Raw genomic sequence first — 20,861 nt, forward strand, 5'->3', positions numbered from 1 at the left:
ACGACCCGTACGCTGGGTGACCGTGAGACGCACGCTGTTCGGCCGCCCCCTGCGCGGCGTCGCCTTCGACGTGGCCGTCACCGGTGTGGTGGCGTTCGTCGGTCTCGCCTCGGCGGTGTCGCAACCCGGCGGCTGGGCCGCCGCCGGCGTCGGCCTGGGCATGGCGGTGGCGCTGCTGTTCCGCCGCACCCATCCGAGCGCGGTGACCGTCGTCGTGGCGGCGCTCGCCCTGGTCCAGGTGATCGCCGGTTGGGGTCCGCAAGCCTTCGACGTCGCCGTCCTGATCGCGCTCTACAGCGTCGTGAAGTACGGCCGGCGGCTGCGGGACGGCGTGCTGGCCGGCGCGGTCGCGGCCGTGGGCGTGCTGCTCGCCGCCGCGCAGACCCCCGGCGTCATCACGTGGTGGGTGACCGCGCTGTGGTACGCGCTGGTCACCGGCGCGGTCTGGCTCGTCGCGTTGAACGTGCGGACCCGCCGCCTGTACGTGCTGAGCCTCGAGGAGCGCGCCACCACCCTCGAACGCGAGCGGGAGGCCGAGTCCCGGGCGGCGGTCGCCGAGGAGCGCACCCGCATCGCCCGCGAGCTGCACGACGTGGTGGCGCACAGCATGGCGGTGATGATCGTCCAGGCGGACGGCGCCCGGTTCATGCTCGACCGTGACCCCGAGCAGGCGCGCGCCGCCGTGAAGGTGGTCGCCGACACCGGCCGCTCCGCGCTGGAGGAGATGCGGCGGCTCGTCGGGGTCCTGCGCGACGCGGGCCCCGCCGGCGCCGACGTCGTCGCCGCCGACCCGGAGCACCGCCGGTTGGCCCTGGCCGAGCTACCCGACCTGCTGGCCCGCTTCCGCGACGCCGGACTGCGCGTCCGGGACGCCGTCGGCGGCGAGCCACCGGCCCTGCCGCCGGGCCTGGAACTGACCGTCTACCGCGTGGTGCAGGAGGCGCTGACCAACGCGCTCAAGCACGCCGGCGTCGGCGCCACCGTCGACCTGCGGATGACGTACTCCGCCGACGCCGTCGAGGTCCGGGTCGTCGACGACGGTCGAGGCCGCCCGGTCGTCAGTCCGGCGCCGCCCGGCGGTCACGGTCTGCTCGGCATGCGCGAGCGCGTGGCGGTGTACGACGGCAGCCTCACCGCCGGCCCCCGGCCGACCGGGGGCTGGCAGGTGCGGGTACGGCTCCCGCTACCGTCGGAGCCCTCAGCGGAGGTGATCGCGGCATGACGGTCCGGGTGGTGATCGTGGACGACCAGGCGCTGGTGCGCGCCGGATTCAGGATGGTGCTGGACTCGCAGCCCGACCTGACGGTGGTCGGGGAGGCCATCGACGGCGCCGACGCCCTGCGCGTGCTGGCCCGCACCGAGGCGGACGTGGTGGTGATGGACATCCGGATGCCGACCATGGACGGGGTGGAGGCCACCCGCCGGATCTGCGCCGACCGGCCGTCGGGTCCGCCCCGGGTGCTGGTGCTGACCACCTTCGACACCGAGGCCGACGCGTTCGCCGCGCTGCGGGCCGGCGCGAGCGGTTTCCTGCTCAAGAACGTTCCGCCGGAGGAACTGCTGGACGCCATCCGCGTGGTCGCGCGGGGCGACTCGGTGGTCGCCCCGTCGATCACGCGGCGGTTGCTGGACCGCTTCGCCGGCCAACTCGGGGTCACCCCGACCGCCGACCCCCGGCTGGCCCAGCTCACCGAGCGGGAGCGGGAGGTCCTGTTGCTGGTCGCGCAGGGACTGTCGAATGCCGAGATCGCCGTCAAGGCGCACGTGGCCGAGGCGACGGTGAAGACCCACGTCGGGCGGATCCTGGCGAAGCTGAACCTGCGCGACCGGGTGCAGGCGGTCGTGTTGGCGTACGAGAGCGGCCTGGTCACACCCGGGCGCTGACCCGTCGTACGACCGCGGTCGCACGGCCGGCGTGTCCGTGCGCCACCTGGGGCGTACGCGGGTCGAGAGCGCAGGTGGAGATCGATCCGACCGGACCGGCCATAGCGTCGGAGGGGTCCGATCCGCGCCGGCACCGGGAGCCCGCACATGATCCGCCTGACCCTGCGTACGCTGCGCGCCGAGGCGCTGCGCATGCTGCTGTCCGCGCTCGCCGTCGTGCTCGGCGTCGCCTTCGTCGCCGGCACGTTGATCGTCGTGGACGGGATGCGCGCGGGCGCGTACCACCGGGCCGGCGCCTTCGACCGGCACACCGACCTCGGCGTCTACCCCGACGGCGACCAGCCGCTCCCGGCGAGGCTCGTCGACGACGTGCGTACGGTCGACGGGGTCACCGCCGCAGCCGGTGAGCTGCTCGGCGCCGGTGGACTCCTCGGCGCGGACGGGCGACCGGTGCTCGGCTACGCCGTGCTCGCCGCCATCCCCACCGAGACGGCCCTGCGCTCGTACGACGTGGTCGCCGGTCGCCTCCCCGACCGCGCGGGCGAGGTGGTGCTCGACGCGCCGACGGTGGCGAAGGAGGGCTTCACCCTCGGCGCTGAAGTTCTCGTCGGCGGGACCGGCGGGGCGGCCCGTCCGTACACCCTGGTCGGCACGGTCGACGTGGCCGGCAGCGTCCGCGATGTCGGCGGCCCGTTCATCGGTCTGGTCGGCGCGGACGCGCTCGCGGTCACCGGCGGGCGTGGCTACGACCGGATCATGGTGGCGGCCCGGCCGGGAACGGCCCAGGCGGAGTTGGCCGACCGGCTACGCGCCGCCGTCGGGAGCGCCGACGTCCACGTGAAGGGCCGCCAGCAGATCCTCGACGAGGCCGTCGAGGACGCCGTCCGCAACCTGAACCAGTTCCTGATGCTGCTGCTCATCTTCGTCGGGGTCGCGGTGGTGGTGGCCGGCTTCGTGATCGCCAACACCTTCGCGATCGTGCTGGCGCAGCGCACCCGCCGCACCGCGCTGCTGCGCCTGGTGGGCGCGACGCGGGGGCAGGTCTTCCGGGCGGCGCTGCTGGAGTCGGCGCTGCTCGGCCTGGTCGCCTCCGCTCTCGGCGTGGTGCTCGGGGTGGCACTCGCCGGCGGACTCCGGCTGCTGATGTCTCGACTCGACGTGCCGCTCTCCGGCGGGTTGACCGTCGCCGGCTCGACCGTGCTGACGAGCCTGCTGCTCGGTACCGGGCTCACCGTCGCCGCCGCCCTGCTGCCGGCCTGGCGGGGCACCCGGGTCGCACCGGTGGCCGCGCTGACCGACGCCGCCGTGCAGCCCGCCCGGGGAGCGGGCCGGGTGCGCCTCGCCCTCGGCGCGGTGGTGCTGGGCGCGGGAGTCGCGGCGCTGGCCGGCGCGGCCGACGCCGGTCAGGTGCTCCTCGTGGCCGTGGGCGGTGTGCTGGCCTTCTTCGGCATCGTGCTGTTCGGTCCGGTGCTCGTCCCGGCGCTGGTCCGGCTGATCGGCTGGCCGGCCCGCCGGATGTTCGGTATGACCGTCGGGCTGGCGGTGGCGAACGCGGTTCGCAACCCGCGTCGGATCGCCGCGACGGCGACCGCCCTGGTCATCGGAATCGGGTTGGTGTCGGCGTTCGTGGTGGGCGCGCGCAGCACCAAGGACGGCATCGAACGCAGCGTCGACGCCGAGATCGGGACGGACTTCGTGGTCAGCGGCATCGGCCAGAATCTGCCCGCCGCGCTCGCCGGTGAGCTGGCCGCACGCCCCGAGCTGGGCGTGGTGCACGAGCAGCGCAGCGTCGTGACCGGCGACATCGAGGTCCGGGCCGCCCACCCGGCGCTGGTCGGCCGGACGTTGTCCGGCGTGGTGGCCGGCGACGAAGACCGACTCGGGCCGGGGCAGGTGCTGGTGCACCAGGAGTTGGCGCGGGCGCACGGCTGGCAGGTCGGTTCCGCCGTCACCATCCAGGGGCGGGCGTTCCGGGTGGCCGCGGTGGTCGCCGACGACGCGCCGGCCATGGTCTCCAGCGCCGCGCCCGAGGGACACGTCATCGAGCTCGACGACCGGGACTTCGCGGTGCTCTTTCCCCGCGAACGGGGTTTCCTGGCCGAGATCGATCCGGCCGACGGCGTGAGCGCCGAACGGGCCCGCGCCGCGATCGAGGCCGTGCTCGCCCGCTATCCGACGGCGAACCTCATGGACCAGGGCGCCTACAAGAAGATGCTCACCGGCACGGTGGACATGCTGCTGGCCTCCGTCACCGCGCTGCTCGGCCTGGCCGTCGTGATCGCCCTCGTCGGCGTGGCCAACACGCTGAGCCTGTCGGTGGTCGAGCGCACCCGGGAGAACGGCGTCCTGCGGGCGGTCGGGCTGTCCCGCGGCCGGATGCGGGCCATGCTCGCGGTCGAGGCGATCCTCATGACGCTCGTCGGCGCGATCCTCGGCATCGGGTTGGGCACCGGCGTCAGCGCCGCCGGGATGGCGCTGCTGGCCCGCCTCGGCGGGGACTTCCACGTGGTGCTGCCACTCGGACAGCTCGGGTCGATCCTCGGCGTGGCGGTGCTGGCCGCTCTGCTCGCCTCGGTGCTTCCGGCCCGCCGGGCACTGTCGCGGCCCGTCGTCGAGGCGCTCGCCGACTAGGGCGCGTGTCGGCCAAGAGATGCGACATCCGCCGGCCGGCCCCGCCGTCTTCCCCGGCGGCGGGACCGGCCAGCGGTGCCGGGTCCGGGGCGCGCCCTACAGGCGCTCGACCACCTCACCGGAGCACCGGTTGCGGGTGTCGAAGACGTAGCGGGCGTGCCGGACCACCAGGTCGTAGTCGAAGCAATCGTGGTCGGTGACCACCACGACCGCGTCCGCGGCCCGTACCTCCCGCTCGGTGAGCCCGACGACCGCGACCCCGGCGGGGATCTGATGGGCCTCCGCGTACGGCTCGACCGCGTGCACCTCGGCGCCGAGTGCCTGCAGACGGCGGGCCACGTCGACGGCGGGGGAGTCCCGCATGTCACCGGTGTTCCGCTTGTACGCGAGCCCGAGCAGCAGCAGTCGCGCGCCGCTGACCGCCCGGCCGGCGCGGTTGAGCCCAGCCATGATGCGCTGGGTGACGTGCTCGGGCATCTCGTGGTTGATGTCGTTGGCCAGCTCGATGAACCGGAACTGCCGGCCGAGGCGTCGCTTGACCTGCCAGGACAGGTAGCACGGATCGATCGGCAGGCAGTGCCCGCCGACGCCCGGGCCGGGCCGGAACGGCAGGAACCCGAAGGGCTTGGTCGCGGCGGCGTCGATCGCCTGCCAGACGTCGATGTCGAGGTGGTGCGAGAGCATCGTCAGCTCGTTGATGAGTGCGATGTTGACCTGGCGGAACGTGTTCTCGATCAGCTTGGTCAACTCGGCCACCCGGGTGGAGTCGACGGGGACGGTGCGCTCCACGAGCCGCTGGTAGAACCCCTGCACCCGGTCCAGCGACGCCGCGTCGATCCCGGAGACCACCTTCGGGGTGTTCTCCAGTCGCCACGTCGGGTTGCCCGGGTCGATCCGCTCCGGGCTGTAGCCGAGGTGGAAGTCGCCGGGGCTGGTCAGCCCGCTGGCCGACTCCAACAGCGGCCGAAGCAGCTCCTCGGTGGTGCCGGGGTAGGTGGTCGACTCCAGGATGACCGTGCAGCCCGGCCGCACGTACGGGCCGACGCGGATACCGGCCTGCTCGACGAAGCTCAGGTCCGGGGTGCCGTCGCGCAGCGGGGTGGGCACGGTGATGACGCAGACGTCGAAGCCCTCGGCGTCGGTGTAGTCGGTGCTGGGGCGGTACCGGCCGCTGCCCAGCGCCCGGCCCAGCCGGTCGGTGGGGATGTCCTCGACGAACGACTCACCCGACGCGAGCCGCTTCACCCGGTCGGCGTCGACGTCCAGGCCGACGACGTCCAGGCCCGCCTCGACGGCACGCATGGCCAGCGGCAGTCCGACGTACCCCTGGCCGATCACGACCAGCTTCTCAGCGCTCACCCGGGCTCCCGCAGACGGTGGAAATGACCTGCGGAGAGCCTAGAGCGGTTTTCGGCGACGTAAGTCCGTTTTGGGGATATCGGTGCTGGTGGGACGGCTGGTCAGCCGTCTACGTCCCCGGAACCGGTCGACGGATCGGTGGAGGGGCTCGGGTCGGTCGCCGGCGAGTTGCTCGGCGACGACGGGGTCTTCGGGGGGTCGCTCGGCGGCGGCGCGGTGGTCGCGCTCGGCGTCGGCGATGGCGAGCTGGCGGACTGGCTGGGCTGCACGCTCGGCGTGGCGCTGACCGACGCGGACGTCGTGGTGTCCGGGACCGTCGGCCGGTTCGGCCGGCCCGGGTCGTTGGTCATCTGCTCGTTCGCCGCCGGCAACTCCACCTGCTCGGTCGGCCCCGGCGTCGGCGCGACCGACGGCAGCTTGACGGCCGGATCGTTGCCGGTGTTGCGCGCCGCGCCCAGGGCCGCGCCGAGGCCGACCAGGGCGACCAGCATGGCCAGCGCCGCACCGACCAGCGGCCCGCGGCGTCGCGGGCGTCCCGCGTCGGTCGTGCCCGCCACCGCCGCGCCGACCGGCACGTCGGTGCGGGTGCCCGGACCCGCCTCGCGCAGCGGCACCGACGACGCCAGCGCCGTCGGCGGTTCGCCGCCGGTCACCGCGGTACGCGCCGCCTCCGCCATCGCCGAGCCGCTCGTGAAACGGTCCAGCGGGTCCTTCGCGAGGGCCCGCGACACCAGGGCGCGGACCGCCTCCGGGATGTCGTGCGGCAGCTCCGGGGGCTCGTCGTCGAGGTGCCGGACGGCGACCTGGAGGGGGTTGTCACCGGTGAACGGCGGGCCGCCGGTGAGGCAGCAGTACGCGACCGCCCCGAGGGCGTAGATGTCGGTGGCGCCGCTGACCGGCCGGCCGGCGGCCTGTTCGGGCGCCATGTAGAGGGCGGTGCCGGGCACCGCGTTGGTGCTGGTGATGCTGGTGACGTTGGTGGAGCGGGCGACCCCGAAGTCGACCAGGACGACCGTGCCGTCCTCCTGCACCAGCAGGTTGCTGGGCTTGACGTCGCGGTGCACGATGCCGCCCCGGTGCGCCGCGCCCAGCGCGTGCCCCGCCTGGGCGACGATCGACATCGTCTCGGCCACGTCGAGGCGGCCGGCGGCCTCGATCCGCTTGGACAGCGGTTCGCCCTCGACGAACTCCATGACCAGATAGTCGGCCCGGCCGCCGTCGGGCAGGTCGTCCTCCCCGCAGTCGTACACCTGCACGATGCCGGGGTGCCGCAACGCCGCCATGATCCGCGCCTCGGCACGGAATCGGGCGATGAAGTCCGGGTCGGAGACCAGCGCCGGCAGCAGGACCTTGACCGCGACCTGTCGGCCGAGGACGAGGTCGGAGGCACGCCAGACGTCGCCCATGCCGCCCGTGGCGACACGTTCGTCCAGGCGGTACCGACCGCTGAGCACGACCTCCGATGACAACACAGCATTACCGTACCCAGAGTGGCGACCAACGGCTCGCTGTGGTGGACCCGGTGCGGGGCCGCACCCGTCGGTCCGCCGGGGGCGGCCTCCGGCGGACGGGCCGGTGTGTGACGCGTCGATGACGCCAGGTCACAAAAGCCGACACATTTCGGCGTACGCCCGCCTGGTCGGTGCCGAGGACGCTCACCTGAGCCGAGGAGCGCCCGAGGGGCATCGTCCGTTACGGCGGCACGCCGGTCGGACGGCTTGATAATTGTCACTCTTCTGTAATGCGATCCCAACTTGTCGCATGAAACGTCCCCTCCTACCGTTAGCCCGGCTCGGGCCGCCGACGGGCAGCCCGTTCCGGGCCATCGTCGGGTGTGCACACCCCGGCCGGCGGCCGGACGCGGGCCCAATCGAAATCGGCGGGGGGCGGTGCGGGTGCGGAAGCGGGTGGGGCCGACGGTTTACCGTGCGCACACGACGCCGGCGCGTGTCGCACCGATCCGCTCCGTGCGACCCGTGGGCCGCCGATGACGGGCGAACTGTCCGAGGCGGTCACCGCCGCGCAGTCCGGGGACGAGGACGCCTTCCGTTTCCTGTACCGCAGCCTCCAGCCGGGGCTGCTGCGGTACCTGACCGCCCTGGTCGGCGCGGACGCCGAGGACGTCGCGTCGGAGACCTGGTTACAGATCTCCCGAGACCTGCCCACCTTCACCGGCGGCGAGTTCCGCGCCTGGACGGTCACCATCGCCCGCAACCGCGCGATGGACCACCTGCGGCGGCTGCGGCGACGACCGTCGCTGCCGGTGCCGGTGCAGGCGCTCACCGAGCTGGCCGGCGACGGCGACACCGCCGAGCGGGCCGACGAGACGATCAGCACCGAGGCTGCGCTGGCGCTGATCGCCACGCTGCCACCCCGCGAGGCCGAGGCGGTGCTGCTGCGGGCCGTGATCGGGCTCGACGCGGAGTCCGCCGGCCGGGTGCTCGGCCGCCGGGCCGGCGCCGTCCGGACCGCCGCGCACCGCGGTCTGCGGCGACTCGCCACCCTGCTGGACCGGCAGGCCGTACCGTCGCCGTCGGTCGACGGCGACGCCACCGCCCCACTGCTCGCGCCCGACACGTCGAGCGCGCCGGCCGACGGCGGCCCACCGGCGGTCGGCGCCGAGGTGGTTCCGCCCCTCGTCGCCGGATCGGGCGTAGCCGGCAGCAGACCTCACACGCCGAGCAGGCGGAGGGCTGACGTGAAGGGATTTCGGATGAACCCGCACCGGCCGGACCGGCGTGCCGGCCGTGCCGAGACCGAACGGCTGCTCGACGCCGCCCGCATCGACACGGCCCCCGCCCTCCCGCGGGACGTCGCCGACCCGGGTGCGGCGAGCGTCCGGCAGTCCGGGGCTTCGCCGGACTCCGGGACCGAGCCGCTGGCCCGGCTGCTCGCCGCTGCCGCTGGCCCGGCCCGGCCGACGGAGATGGCGGGCGAGGAGGCGGCGCTGTCCGCGTTCCGAGCCGCCCGCGCCGTCCCGACGCCCGCCGTGGCCCGACGGCCACGCCGTCTGCGGCTCACGACCGGCGCGGTGGCGTGGATCGGCGCGCTGGCGGCCACGGCCACCGCTGGCGTCGCATTCGCCGCGGCCGGGTTGGAGAAGGCACCCGAACCGCCGCCGGCGCCGAGTAGCGCGCCACCCACTGCCAGCGCGCACGTGACGACCGGGTCCGTCGCGCCGAGCGGATCGACACCGCCCGGCCGCCCCTCGCTGTCCGGCTCGCCGCCGATCGGCGCGTCGCCGAACGGTCAGGTGCACGGTTTGTGCCAGGCCTGGCAGGCCAAGAATCCCGAGCAGCGCGAGAAGGCGCTGCGAACGCCGGCCTTCGAGCGATTGGTGACGGCCGCCGGCGGGATCGGCGCGGTCGAGGAGTACTGCCAGCGGCTGGTGCCCGAGACGAAGCCCTCCCCGTCGCCGCCGTCCCCGTCGCCGGTGCCCTCCGCTCCCGCGCGACCGACGCCGCCGGCCGAACCGTCCCCGGCGGCGACGCCACCCGGTCAGGCGAAGATCAAGCCCTCGCACCCGGCCGACCCGGCCCGCGACTGAGCGTACGGGCGCGCGGTTCGTTCTGCCCTGCACCGGGAAACGCGTCTGTTAGACAGGGGTTGGTGGTCCCGTCGACGCTCGGAAAGGGGAGTGTCGGTGGCCGGGTCTACGGTGGCACCCGTGTTCCGGAGCTGACGCACGGCGCACGCGGTCGTCGCACGACGAGGGAGGCTGCACCGATGGTGACGTCGCCGGAGCTGGACCAGAGCGAGATCCTGCGCGAGTCCGCCGCCGCGGGCCGACACCTCGCACGCATCTGCTTCAAGACCGGCCCTCCCACGTACACCGGCGTCGAACTGGAATGGACCGTGCACGACGCCGCCGACCCCACCCGAGGAGTCGACCCGGCGCGGCTGCGGACGGCGCTGGGGCGGCACAGCCCCACCACGCTGGATCCGGCGAGCCCCGCCGAGCCGCTGCGACACGGCGGCACGGTGACCCTCGAACCGGGCGGCCAACTGGAGATCTCCACTCCGCCGCGCACCTCGGCCGGCGCGTTGATCCAGGCCACCGAGGCCGACATCGCCCAGGTCGCCGGCCTGCTGGCCGCCGCCGGGCTGACCCTGGGGCGCAGCGGCATCGACCCGCACCGTCGGCCCCGCCCGGTGTTGGACACTCCCGCTACCGCGCCATGCGCCGTGTGTTCGACCGGCGCGGCCCGGCCGGCCGGACGATGATGTACAGCACCGCCGGCCTGCAGGTGTGCCTCGACATCGGCGAGCCGGACCAGGTCGCCCCGCGCTGGGCGGCGGCGCACGCCGTCGGCCCACCGTTGCTCGCGGCGTTCGCCTCGGCGAGTCGGCACGCCGGGCGGCGCACCGGTTGGGCATCCGCGCGGATGGCCGCCTGGTTGGCGATCGATCCGGCGCGTACCCGCCCGGTGTGGGCGCCCGAGCGCGCGGACGACGACCCGCCGGCCGCCTGGGCCCGCTACGTGCTCGCCGCGCCGCTGCTGTGCCTGCGCCGGCCCGGCCCGGACTGGGCCCCGCCACCGGGTGTCACCTTCGCCGACTGGCTGGACGGCGCGCTGCCCCGCCCGCCCACCACCGACGACCTCGACTACCACGTCAGCACCCTTTTCCCGCCGGTGCGCCCGCGCGGTTACCTGGAGCTGCGGTACCTGGACGCCCAACCCGACCGGGACTGGCGGCTACCGCTGGCGGTGCTGAGCGCGCTGTTCACCGACCCGGGCACGGTCCGCGCGGCGTACACGATCGGCGCGCCGGTGGCGCACCGCTGGTCGGCCGCCGCCCGGCGCGGCCTCGCCGACCCGGCGCTGGCCGCCGCGGCGGCCGCGCTGCTCGACCTGGCGCTGGCCGCCCTGCCGCGCCTGGGCCTGCCGGACGGCACCGACGACGACATCCAGGACGGCGTACGGCGGCGGCTCGCCGCCATCGCAAGGGCCGGCCGGTGAGCGCGAGAGCGAGCCTCGAACGAAAGGTGCGACGGGTGAGCGCGAGTACGACGGAGCATGCCGACGGTGAGCTGTTGCGGGGGCGGATCGCACAGGAGTTGGCGCGCGCCCGCTCCCGCACGGCCCTGCTGACCGAGGCGGTCGACGACGCCGACCTGATGCGCCAGCACTCTCCGCTGATGTCGCCGTTGGTCTGGGACCTGGCGCACGTCGGCAACCAGGAGGAGCTGTGGCTGGTGCGCGACGTGGGCGGCCGTGAGCCGGTCCGCTGCGACATCGACGACCTGTACGACGCGTTCAAGCAGCCCCGCCGGGACCGCCCACGGCTGCCCCTGTTGCCACCGGCGGAGGCGCGCGCCTACGTGGGCACGGTCCGCGACAAGGTGTACGACCTGCTCGACGCGGTGCGCTTCACCGACCGGCCGTTGGTCGCCGACGGGTTTGCCTTCGGGATGATCGTGCAGCACGAGCAGCAGCACGACGAGACGATGCTCGCGACCCACCAGCTGCGCGCGGGCGCGGCGGTGCTGCACGCCCCGCCGCCACCCGAGCCGACCGTCCGGGTCGGCGGGGAGGTGCTGGTGCCGGCCGGAGAGTTCACGATGGGCACCGACACCGATCCCTGGGCCCTGGACAACGAACGGCCCGCGCACCAGGTCCACCTGCCGGCGTACGTCATCGACGCCGCACCGGTCAGCAACGGCGCGTACGAGGAGTTCATCGCCGACGGCGGCTACTCCGACCGGCGGTGGTGGAGCGCGGCGGGCTGGGAGCACCGGGTGCGCGAGGGACTCGTCGCGCCGCTGCACTGGCGTCGCGACGGTGACGGGTGGGTGTACCGGCGGTTCGGCCGCTGGGACGCCGTACGCCCCGACGAGCCGGTGGTGCACGTGTGTTTCCACGAGGCGCAGGCGTACGCGACGTGGGCCGGTAAGCGTCTGCCGACCGAGGCGGAGTGGGAGAAGGCGGCGCGGTGGGACCCGGCGACCGGGCGGTCCCGCCGCTACCCGTGGGGCGACGACGACCCGACCGAGGCGCACGCCAACCTCGACCAACGTCACCTGCGGCCGGCGCCGGTGGGGGCGTACCCGGCCGGCGCCTCGCCGCTCGGCGTGCACCAGCTCATCGGGGACGTCTGGGAGTGGACGTCGACCCCGTTCACCGGTCATCCCGGCTTCGTCGCGTTCCCGTACCGCGAGTACTCCGAGGTGTTCTTCGGTGACGACCATCGGGTGCTGCGCGGTGGCTCGTTCGGCACGGACCGGTCGGCGTGCCGGGGGACGTTCCGCAACTGGGACTATCCGATCCGCCGGCAGATCTTCAGTGGCTTCCGCTGCGCCCGCGACGCCGGTCCGGACGAGTCGCCGCGGTGAGGCGCCCGACGCCACGCGGGGTGCGCTGATGTGCCGTCACCTGGTCTACCTCGGCCCGCCGGTCACGTTGGCCGCGTTGCTGTTCGAGCCGGCGTACGCGCTGGTCCGTCAGTCCTGGGCGCCGCGTGACATGCGCGGCGGCGGCACGATCAACGCCGACGGGTTCGGCGTCGGCTGGTATCCGGACGACGGTCCTCCGGTGCGGTACCGGCGTGCCCAGCCGATCTGGAGCGACCCGACGATCGCCGAGCTGGCGGCGGTGACCCGTGCCGGCGCGGTGCTCGCCGCGGTCCGGTCGGCCACCGTGGGGATGGCGGTGGTCGACGGCGCGGCCGCGCCGTTCGCGGAGGGCCGGTGGCTGTTCAGCCACAACGGTGTGATCCGGGGCTGGCCGGATTCGATGGTGCCGCTCGCCGCCGGCCTGCCGGTGCGGGACCTGCTGACCCTGGACGCGGCCACCGACTCGGCGTTGCTGTGGGCGCTGGTGCGGCATCGGCTCCGTGCGGGTGACGACCCGGCGGAGGCGGTCGGCCGGACGGTGGTCGAGGTCGCCGCCGCCGCTCCGGGGTCGCGGCTGAATCTGCTGCTCACCGACGGACGGCGGGCGGTGGCCACCGCGGTCGGTCACGCGCTGTCGGTGCGCGCGGGGGCGGGCTCGGTGGTGGTGGCGTCCGAGCCGCACGACGACGACGCCGGGTGGCGGCCGGTGCCGCAGCAGCGCCTGGTCACCGCCACGGCGGACGAGGTGCGGGTGTGCGGGCTGCCGGCCGGGTGAGCGTTGCCGGCCGGGCTACGCGAGGTGTCTGACGACCACGAAAGAGGCGGGGGCGATGAGTGCGGAACCGTTGGAGATCTACCTCGAGCCGCAGGACCTGGAGAGTGGCCTGCGGGCGGACGTCCGGGCGGGGTTGACCGCCGAGGCGAAGTGGCTGCCGCCGAAGTGGTTCTACGACTCGCGGGGCAGCGAGCTGTTCGAGGAGATCACCCGGCTGCCCGAGTACTACCCGACCCGGGCCGAGCGGGCGGTGCTTGCCGCGCACGCCGACGACGTGGCGGCGCTGACCGGCGCGAAGACTCTGATCGAGCTGGGCTCCGGCTCGTCGGAGAAGACCCGGCTGCTGCTGGACGCGTTCACCCGCCGGGGAGGGCTGGGCACGTTCGTCCCGCTCGACGTCTCGGTCAGCGCCCTGCTCGGGTCGACGGCGCAGATCGCCGCCGACTATCCGGGGCTGCGGGTCCGGGGGATCGTGGGCGACTTCACCCGCCAGCTCGACCGGCTGCCGACCGGCGGGCGGCGGCTGGTGGTGTTCCTGGGCGGCACGATCGGCAACCTGTTGCCGGCCGAGCGGGCGGGGTTCCTGACCGCGATGCGCGCCGCGCTGGAGGAGGGGGACTGGCTGCTGCTCGGCACCGACCTGGTGAAGGACCCGTCGGTGATCGTGCCCGCGTACGACGACGCGGCCGGGGTCACGGCCGAGTTCAACCGCAACGTGCTGTATGTGATCAACCGGGAGTTGGGGTCCGACTTCGACCCGGAGGCGTTCGCGCATGTCGCCCGGTGGGACCCGGAGCGAGAGTGGATCGAGATGCGTCTGCGGGCGACGCGTCCGATGCGGGTCCGGGTGCTGGACCTTTCGGTGGCGTTCGACGAGGGAGAGGAACTGCGGACGGAGGTGTCGGCGAAGTTCCGCCCGGAGGGGGTGGCCGCCGAACTGGGCGCGGCGGGCTTCGCGGCGTCGTACTTCTGGACCGACCCGGGCGGGCTGTTCGGGGTGACGCTGGCGCGGGCGCGGTGAGCCTGTTCACCCGTGCCGTCCGGCTCGCTCGCTGATCGGTTAGGCTGGTCGCGCGAAGGGGAGTAGCCCCCAATGTCGTGGTCGACATACTGGTGCGTTCCGCATCCGGCCACGCGGCCCCGGTCTCCGGGGCGGGCGAGACCTTCGACTCAGGCTGTCGCAGCCGGGTCGAGGGCGCCCCCGCACCTCCTCCCGGTCTGAACGGGAAGGATGTCATGGAGGGATTCCTCGTCGCGCTGGTCGTCAGCTTCGGCGTCATCTTCGTCGCCGAGCTGGGAGACAAGTCCCAGTTGATGGCGCTGACGTTCGCCACGCGGTTCAAGCCGCTTCCGGTGCTGATCGGCATCACCGTCGCCACGGCGGTGGTGCACCTGGCGTCGGTCGCCATCGGTTCGGGTCTCGGCGCCGTGCTGCCCACCGAATGGATCTCGCTGGTGGCCGGTGTGGCCTTCCTCGGGTTCGGCGCGTGGACGCTACGCGGTGACAAGCTCACCGAGGAGGAGAAGCGTAAGGCCGAGAAGACCAGCAAGACCGCGATCGTGGCGGTGTCGGTGGCGTTCTTCCTGGCCGAGCTGGGCGACAAGACGATGCTCGCGACGATCACGCTGGCCACCAAGTACGGCTGGTTCGGCACCTGGCTCGGCTCCACGGTGGGCATGGTGGCCGCGGACGCGCTGGCCATCCTGGTCGGCCGGATGCTCGGCCGCCGGCTGCCGGAGAAGACCATCAGGTACGGCGCCGCGGTGCTGTTCGCCATCAGTGGCCTCTGGCTGATCCTGGAGGCCGTGAACGAGCTGACCTGAGCGCCGACTAGCCGCCCCGGTGGCGGGTAACGCCTGCGGGTGGAGCCGGCGGAGCTGCTGCGCCACGGCGACCAGGTGCTGGTCGCCGTGGTGGAGGTGGCCGGCGCCCTGGTGATCGTCGTGGGCGCGCTCTGGGCGGCGGTGCGGTTCGTGGCCGAGGGGCTGCGGCACCGCACCGCCGCCGTCTTCACCCCGATCCGCCTGTCGCTGGGCCGGTTCCTGACGCTCGGTCTGGAGTTCCAGCTCGCGGCCGACGTCCTGCGGACCGCGGTGTCGCCGTCGTTCACGCAGATCGGCCAGTTGGCGGCGATCGCCACGATCCGGACGGCGCTGAACTACTTCCTGGGCCGGGAGATCCGGCAGGAGCAACGGCAGGTCTCCGACGGGCAGCGGACGTGATTACCGCGCTGGTCGAGGCGGTGACCGCGTTGGCGCTGGTCGCCGGGGTCGTCACGGTCCTGTGCACCGGCGACGTGCGGGTCGCCGTACGCGTGCTGTTGGATCTTTTGACGGCGGCCGGCCTGCTGCGTCTCGCCGGGGATCCGGCGTGGAGCGGCCTGGCCACCACCGCCGCGATCGTCGCGCTGCGGCAACTGCTCGCGGCGGCGTTGAGTCTCCCGCCGCCGTGGTCGCGGCGACAATCCTCGCCGCGCTGCGGGGGCGACGATCACCGCCTACCGTGGGCGGTACCAGAGAAACCGGGAAAAGCGGGAGGATAACCACATGAGCCGGCACGACGAACCGAACGAGTACGGATACGCCGGCGGCGCCACCGCTCCCGAGCCGCAGCCCGGCGGCAAGCCCGACGAGCAGGACCTCGCGGAGGAGGTGGCGGTGCCCGCCGACGACCTCACCGCCCCCACGACCGACGCCCTCGCGGACGAGACCGAGGAGCGGGCGCCGCACGACGGCCACCGCTGACCGGGTCGCGGGCCGGTCCGGTCAGTCCCGTCCGGGCCGCTGGTAGACGTCGGGCACCCCGTCGCCGTCGGCGTCGAGGCTTTCCTTCTCGGCCACCCGCCGGTACGCGGCGTTGCGGCGGGCGAGCACGGCGGCGGCGAGCGCCGCGGAGATCACCGATCCGGCGAGGACCGCCGCCTTGACGCGCTCGTCGGCCGTACTGCCCGCGCCGAACGCCAGGTCGCCGATGAGCAGCGAGACGGTGAACCCGACCCCGGCCAACAGGGCGATGCCGAACAGGTCGGACCAGGTGATGTCCTCGTCCAACTCGGCGCGCGTGAACCGGGCCAGCAGGTAGGTCGAGCCGAAGATCCCGATGCTCTTGCCGAACACCAGGCCGGCCACCACGGCGATCACCAGCGGGTCGGTCAGCAGGGCCCCGAGATCGGTGCCACGGAGTGTCACACCGGCCGCGAAGAGGGCGAAGACCGGCACGGCGAAGCCGGCCGACACGGGTCGCCACCGGTGTTCCAGGTGCGCGGCGAGCCCGCCCGCGTCCGCGCCTCCCGACTCCGCCCGGTCGGCCGTCGCAGCGGTGCCGCCCGGTGCGCGGGTCAGCACCGGCACGGTGAAGCCGAGCAGCACGCCGGCGACCGTGGCGTGCACCCCCGAGGCGTGCACCAGCGCCCAGGTGGCGACCGCGAGCGGGACGAGGGCCCACCACCAGGTGCGGCCCCGCCGCACGAGCCACGCGAAGAGTCCGATCGGGGCGAGCGCGGCGAGCAGCGGCAGCGGGTGGAAGTCGGCGGTGTAGAAGACCGCGATGATGGTGATCGCGAACAGGTCGTCGACCACGGCCAGGGTGAGCAGGAAGGCGCGCAGGCCCTGGGGCAGGTGTGAGCTGACCACCGCGAGGACGGCCAGCGCGAAGGCGATGTCGGTGGCGGTCGGGATGGCCCAGCCCCGCAGTCCCTCGCCGCCCGTGCCGAGGAGCACGGCCACGTAGACCAACGCGGGCATCGCCATTCCACCCAGGGCGGCCACCACCGGCAGCGCCGCGCGGCGCGGGTCGCGCAGGTCCCCGGCGACGAACTCGCGCTTGAGTTCCAGGCCCACCACGAAGAAGAAGATGGCGAGCAGGCCGTCGGCGGCCCAGGTGGCGAGGCTCAGGTCGAGGTGCCAGCGCGCGCCGCCCGGCCAGGGCACCCAGGCCCCGAGCCGGACATAGGCCTCGCTCCACGGCGAGTTCGCCCAGAGCAGCGCGAGGACGGCGCCGAGCAGCAGCAGGGCGCCGCCGACCGTTTCGGTGCGCAGCACATCGGCCAGGTACCGGGCCTCCGGCCAGGACGACCGCGCGAAGAGTCGGTCGCGGTGGGGGGTACGGCCGGTCATGAAGGGGCTCACCTCTGGTGTCGGGACGGCAGGGATCCAATCGCCGACCAGACTTCCCGGCACACCACTGTCGACCCTATCCGGTCGGCGGCACGCCGGTGATCGTGCGCGAGGCGACGCGGCGATCGGGATCGGCGCGGGGAATCGGTCGTCGACTTTTCCGGGCGTCGCCGCTGCCGAATGGCCCTTTGCCGGGTTGGTCATGCGGGGCGGCGCGATTACGGACGCCGAAAATGCATAACTCCGGACATAAGTCCTATGAGGGGCTTTAATGGTTTCACGAGTTGACAGACGACCTTGGGGGTTTTCGTGAAGTTCTTTGGCGTAACCGGACCGGTCCGGAGGCAAGCCTGATGGACCTGCTTCGCCAATTGCGCCACGTGCGTCGGCACTGGTGGGTCGTGCTGCTCACGATCATGGTGTCCCTGGGCGTCTCGGCGTTCCTGACCGTACGGGCGCAGCCCCGGTACGTCGCCTCGGTGACCTTCTTCGTCACCACCCCCAACCAGGGCGTCTCCGATGCCTACCAGGGCGGGCTGTTCCTCCAGCAGCGCGTCAAGTCGTACGCCGACCTGCTCAGCAGCGACCGCCTGGCACAGAGTGTCGCGGCCGAGACGCCGGTCGGGCTCACCGCGGACGAGGTGCAGCGCCGGGTGACCACCTCCACCGAGACGGGCACCGTCCTGCTGCGCGCCTCGGTCACCGACACCGACCAGGCCCGTGCCCTGCGGTTGAGTGAGACCCTCGCCGCGAAGTTCGTCGAACTCGTGCAGAAGGTCGAGACGCCACCCGAGGGCAAGTCGCCCATCAAGATCGAGGTGGTCAGCGGCCCACGGGTCAGCGCGAGCCCCGTCTCGCCGAAGCCGCTGCGAAATCTCGTACTCGGCGGTCTGCTCGGCCTCGTCCTCGGCGTCGGCCTGGCGATCCTGCGCGGCGTCGCCGACGTCCGCCTGCGCGACGCCGCCGGCCTGCAACGCGCCACCGGAAGCCCGCTGCTCGGCGAGATCCCGTTCGAGAGCGCCGCCCGCACGTCCCCGCTGATCGTCGGCGACGCCGCCACGTCGGCCCGTGCCGAGGCGGTCCGCAAGCTGCGGACCAACCTGCGCTTCGTGGACGTGCACGAGCCGGCCCGGGTCATCGCCGTGACCAGCGCGTTGCAGGGCGAGGGCAAGACGACGATGTCGTGCAACCTGGCCATCGCGCTGGCTGAGGCGGGCTGGCGTGTGCTGCTGGTCGACGCCGACCTGCGACGCCCGAAGGTCGACGACTACCTGGGCCTGGACGCCGGCGTTGGCCTCACCGACGTCTTGGTCGGCGACGTCCAGGTCGGTGACGTGGTGCAGCGGTGGGGCGACAAGTCCCTGCTGGTGCTGCCCAGTGGCTCCGCGCCGCCCAACCCGAGCGAGTTGCTCGGCTCCAAGGCGATGGCGGACCTGCTGCTCGCGTTGCGCGAGTCCGCGGACATCGTGATCATCGACACCGCGCCGCTGCTCGCGGTGACCGACGGCGTCGTGGTGGCCGTCCAGGCCGACGGCGCGCTGCTGGTGAGCCAGCAGGGTCGTACGTCGCGCACCCAGGTGGCCGCGGCGGCCCGCGCGCTGCACTCGGTCTCGGTGCGGCTGCTCGGCTGCGTGCTGAACATGGCGAAGGTGGCCAAGGCCGAGGCGTACCAGTACGAGGCCTACCGGGTGGTCGCCTCGACCGCCACGCCGTCGGTCCCGACCGACCGGGCCCCCGCCGCCCGCCACAGTGAGGACGCCGGGGTCAACGGTGTCAGCGACCGTACCCAGGAACTCACCCGGCTGCCCCGATGAGCGCGGCGAGGGGTCGTAGCGAGCGTTCGATCTCCTCGGCGCAGCGACGGAAGTCGGCGACGGTACCGCCGATCGGGTCCCGAAGGTCGTCCGCGTCGGGGGCGGCGGGTTGCAGCCGCCCCCGGGCGCTGGCGGCGGCGGCGATGGCGGCCGCCAGCGGATCGTCGGTCGATTCGACGGGCGGTTCGGCCGCCGCCGCGAGCCGGCCGAACTGGCGAAGGGTGAACGTCCGGTGCAGCGCGCCGGGCGCGAGCGAGGTGCACACCGACCGCTGCCGCCGGGTGGCGGTCAGCACGAGGGTCGCATCGGTCAGCTGCTCGGCCCGCAGCGTACGGCTGCTGAACGCCGTCGGGTCGCCGCCCTCCTCGGTCACGACCTCCGCCGCGTACGGGTGCATGGCCATCCCGTCCATCGCGTCGGTGCCGGCGCTGGACACCAGCACGGGACGGTCGGCCAACAGCCGTCGGGCCAGGTGCTCGGCCATCGGCGAGCGACACAGATTGGCGTGGCAGACGAACAGCACGCGATCGGCCATCGGGAGCCCTCTCGTGGATGCGGACACGGGTCGCCACACCGTGAGGGTGGTGCGTCGACGCCGCTGGGCGCGCGGGGAGGGGTTGCCAGCATCCTACGCGGGCCGCCGCGTCGGACGCGATGCCGCGCCGGCCGAGCCCGATCCGCGCCCACCGGCGGTGTCGCGGTGAAGATCGGCATCCTGTCGTACCACTTCCCGCCCGAGCCGGCGTTCATCCCCGGCAGCCTCGCCGAGGAGCTGGCCGCGCGCGGGCACGAAGTCCGCGTCCTCACCGGATTCCCCGACTACCCGGGCGGGCACGTCTATCCAGGGTGGCGGCAGCGGTGGCACCACGAGACGCACAGCGATCGGCTGTCCGTCCGCCGGGTGCCGCGGGTCTCCGGCGGGGCCACCACCACCCGGGCGCGGATGGCCAGCTACCTGTCGTTCGCCGGGAGCGCGTCGCTGGCGGCCCGCCGGTTCCTGGGTGACGTGGACGCGCTCTACGTCTTCCAACTGCCGGCCACCACGTTCGCCACCGCCGCCGTCCTGCGGCTCCTCGCGAGGGTGCCGACCGTGCTGCACGTACAGGATGTCTGGGCCCGCGACGGCGTCGACGCGTCCGGCGGCGGCCGCTGGTTGGCGCGGATGGACGCCGCGATGACCCGCGTCTACCGGTCGGCCGCGCGGGTCGCCGTGGCCGCGCCGTCGATGCGCGACCTGGTGGTCGCGGCCGGCGCCGACCCCGGCCGGGTCCGTCTGGTCCTCAACTGGACGGACGAGCGCATCTTCTACCCGGCGACACCCGGCGCGGCGGCCCGGCAGATGGTCCGCCGCGACCGCCGATGCGTGGTGATGCACGCCGGGACCATCGGACCCCGCCAGGGGCTGGAGACGGCGGTCCGGGCCGCGGCGGCGCTGGACCGGACGATGGACCTGGTCCTGGTCGGCTCGGGCGCGGACGAGCGGCGGGTGCGGGGGCTCGCCGCCGACCTCAAGGCGGAGAACGTCCGCTTCCTCGAACGGCGGTCACCTGTCGACATGCCCGAGCTGTACGCCGCCGCCGACTACCAGTTGATCATGTTGCGCGACCTGCCCGAGCTTCGCGGCATGGTGCCGGGCAAGCTGCAGGCCGCGCTGTCGTGCGCCGCGCCGGTCGTCGCGTCGGCCGGCGGGGACACCGTCGAGCTGGTCGAACGCGCCCGAGCCGGGCTGTCCTGCCCACCCGAGGACTGGGCCGCGTTGGCCGACCGGTTCTGGCTGGCCGCCACCATCCCGCCGCCCGCGCGCACCGAGATGGGCCGGCGGGGGCGGCAGACGTACCTGCGGGAGATGTCGCTGCCGGCCGGCGTCGACCGGATCGAGCGGCTGCTGCACGAGGCCGCCGGCCGCGTCCCACAGGGAGCGACAGCACCGCGAGGAAACCTCGCGTAA

General features: G+C 73.8%; 17 protein-coding genes and 1 pseudogene. 14 read left to right on the forward strand and 4 right to left on the reverse strand.

Annotated elements, in window-relative coordinates:
• The first annotated feature begins 16 nt into the window (after nucleotides 1–16).
• The 3 genes from ACQP0N_RS16290 (at nucleotide 17) to ACQP0N_RS16300 (ending at nucleotide 4,515) form a co-directional block, all read left to right on the forward strand.
• Nucleotides 17–1,222 carry a sensor histidine kinase gene (locus ACQP0N_RS16290; protein WP_433121271.1) on the forward strand — a complete coding sequence of 402 codons (1,206 nt, stop codon included), beginning with the start codon at nucleotides 17–19 and terminating at the stop codon, nucleotides 1,220–1,222.
• Entirely contained in the window at nucleotides 1,219–1,884 is a 666-nt protein-coding gene (locus ACQP0N_RS16295) for a response regulator (RefSeq protein ID WP_433121273.1), read from the forward strand. Before ACQP0N_RS16290 ends, ACQP0N_RS16295 begins: the two co-directional genes overlap by 4 nt.
• Nucleotides 1,885–2,031: 147 nt before the next feature.
• Nucleotides 2,032–4,515 carry an ABC transporter permease gene (locus ACQP0N_RS16300; RefSeq protein ID WP_433121275.1) on the forward strand — a complete coding sequence of 828 codons (2,484 nt, stop codon included), beginning with the start codon at nucleotides 2,032–2,034 and terminating at the stop codon, nucleotides 4,513–4,515.
• A 96-nt stretch (nucleotides 4,516–4,611) separates the two neighbouring features.
• Here the strand turns inward: ACQP0N_RS16300 and ACQP0N_RS16305 are convergent, their stop codons facing one another.
• Both ACQP0N_RS16305 and ACQP0N_RS16310 read right to left on the reverse strand, forming a co-directional pair.
• Nucleotides 4,612–5,874, reverse strand: a complete 1,263-nt coding sequence (locus tag ACQP0N_RS16305; RefSeq protein WP_433121277.1) for a nucleotide sugar dehydrogenase — start codon at nucleotides 5,872–5,874, stop codon at nucleotides 4,612–4,614.
• Nucleotides 5,875–5,975: 101 nt separating this feature from the next.
• The gene (locus tag ACQP0N_RS16310) at nucleotides 5,976–7,346 is read right to left on the reverse strand and encodes a serine/threonine-protein kinase (RefSeq protein ID WP_433121279.1); all 1,371 of its coding nucleotides are present in this window, start codon (nucleotides 7,344–7,346) and stop codon (nucleotides 5,976–5,978) included.
• Between the two features lie 515 nt (nucleotides 7,347–7,861).
• Here ACQP0N_RS16310 and ACQP0N_RS16315 point away from each other — a divergent pair.
• The 9 genes and pseudogenes from ACQP0N_RS16315 (at nucleotide 7,862) to ACQP0N_RS16355 (ending at nucleotide 15,728) form a co-directional block, all read left to right on the forward strand.
• Entirely contained in the window at nucleotides 7,862–9,421 is a 1,560-nt protein-coding gene (locus tag ACQP0N_RS16315) for an RNA polymerase sigma factor (protein ID WP_433121281.1), read from the forward strand.
• Between the two features lie 179 nt (nucleotides 9,422–9,600).
• Nucleotides 9,601–10,835: pseudogene (egtA, locus tag ACQP0N_RS16320) on the forward strand (ergothioneine biosynthesis glutamate--cysteine ligase EgtA).
• Between the two features lie 35 nt (nucleotides 10,836–10,870).
• Nucleotides 10,871–12,208, forward strand: coding sequence for an ergothioneine biosynthesis protein EgtB (gene egtB / locus ACQP0N_RS16325; RefSeq protein ID WP_433121283.1), 1,338 nt, complete (start codon nucleotides 10,871–10,873; stop codon nucleotides 12,206–12,208).
• 28 nt (nucleotides 12,209–12,236) lie between these two features.
• A complete protein-coding gene (gene egtC / locus ACQP0N_RS16330) occupies nucleotides 12,237–12,983 on the forward strand; it encodes an ergothioneine biosynthesis protein EgtC (RefSeq protein WP_433121285.1) in 747 nt (248 codons plus the stop codon).
• Between the two features lie 55 nt (nucleotides 12,984–13,038).
• Nucleotides 13,039–14,004 carry an L-histidine N(alpha)-methyltransferase gene (gene egtD / locus ACQP0N_RS16335; protein WP_433121287.1) on the forward strand — a complete coding sequence of 322 codons (966 nt, stop codon included), beginning with the start codon at nucleotides 13,039–13,041 and terminating at the stop codon, nucleotides 14,002–14,004.
• A gap of 215 nt (nucleotides 14,005–14,219) precedes the next feature.
• Nucleotides 14,220–14,807 carry a TMEM165/GDT1 family protein gene (locus ACQP0N_RS16340; RefSeq protein ID WP_433121289.1) on the forward strand — a complete coding sequence of 196 codons (588 nt, stop codon included), beginning with the start codon at nucleotides 14,220–14,222 and terminating at the stop codon, nucleotides 14,805–14,807.
• Nucleotides 14,808–14,846: 39 nt separating this feature from the next.
• Nucleotides 14,847–15,206 carry a DUF1622 domain-containing protein gene (locus ACQP0N_RS16345; protein ID WP_433121291.1) on the forward strand — a complete coding sequence of 120 codons (360 nt, stop codon included), beginning with the start codon at nucleotides 14,847–14,849 and terminating at the stop codon, nucleotides 15,204–15,206.
• Nucleotides 15,203–15,526 (forward strand): hypothetical protein, encoded by a 324-nt coding sequence (locus ACQP0N_RS16350; RefSeq protein ID WP_433121293.1) that lies wholly within the window; start codon nucleotides 15,203–15,205, stop codon nucleotides 15,524–15,526. Before ACQP0N_RS16345 ends, ACQP0N_RS16350 begins: the two co-directional genes overlap by 4 nt.
• A gap of 4 nt (nucleotides 15,527–15,530) precedes the next feature.
• Nucleotides 15,531–15,728, forward strand: coding sequence for a hypothetical protein (locus ACQP0N_RS16355; protein ID WP_433121295.1), 198 nt, complete (start codon nucleotides 15,531–15,533; stop codon nucleotides 15,726–15,728).
• 21 nt (nucleotides 15,729–15,749) lie between these two features.
• Here ACQP0N_RS16355 and nhaA read toward each other — a convergent pair whose 3' ends face one another.
• Entirely contained in the window at nucleotides 15,750–17,099 is a 1,350-nt protein-coding gene (gene nhaA, locus ACQP0N_RS16360) for a Na+/H+ antiporter NhaA (protein ID WP_433121297.1), read from the reverse strand.
• 353 nt (nucleotides 17,100–17,452) lie between these two features.
• Between nhaA and ACQP0N_RS16365 the strand changes: the two genes are divergently transcribed.
• Nucleotides 17,453–18,913 (forward strand): polysaccharide biosynthesis tyrosine autokinase, encoded by a 1,461-nt coding sequence (locus ACQP0N_RS16365; RefSeq protein WP_433121299.1) that lies wholly within the window; start codon nucleotides 17,453–17,455, stop codon nucleotides 18,911–18,913.
• Here ACQP0N_RS16365 and ACQP0N_RS16370 read toward each other — a convergent pair.
• The gene (locus tag ACQP0N_RS16370) at nucleotides 18,894–19,448 is read right to left on the reverse strand and encodes a low molecular weight phosphatase family protein (RefSeq protein ID WP_433121301.1); all 555 of its coding nucleotides are present in this window, start codon (nucleotides 19,446–19,448) and stop codon (nucleotides 18,894–18,896) included. The two genes, ACQP0N_RS16365 and ACQP0N_RS16370, sit on opposite strands and share 20 nt — an antisense overlap.
• A 165-nt stretch (nucleotides 19,449–19,613) precedes the next feature.
• Between ACQP0N_RS16370 and ACQP0N_RS16375 the strand changes: the two genes are divergently transcribed.
• On the forward strand, nucleotides 19,614–20,861 hold the full coding sequence (locus tag ACQP0N_RS16375) for a glycosyltransferase family 4 protein (protein WP_355052463.1): 1,248 nt from the start codon (nucleotides 19,614–19,616) through the stop codon (nucleotides 20,859–20,861).

It is taken from the genome of Micromonospora sp. CA-246542 (assembly GCF_050942905.1).
In the GTDB taxonomy this organism is placed as follows: Bacteria; Actinomycetota; Actinomycetes; order Mycobacteriales; family Micromonosporaceae; genus Micromonospora.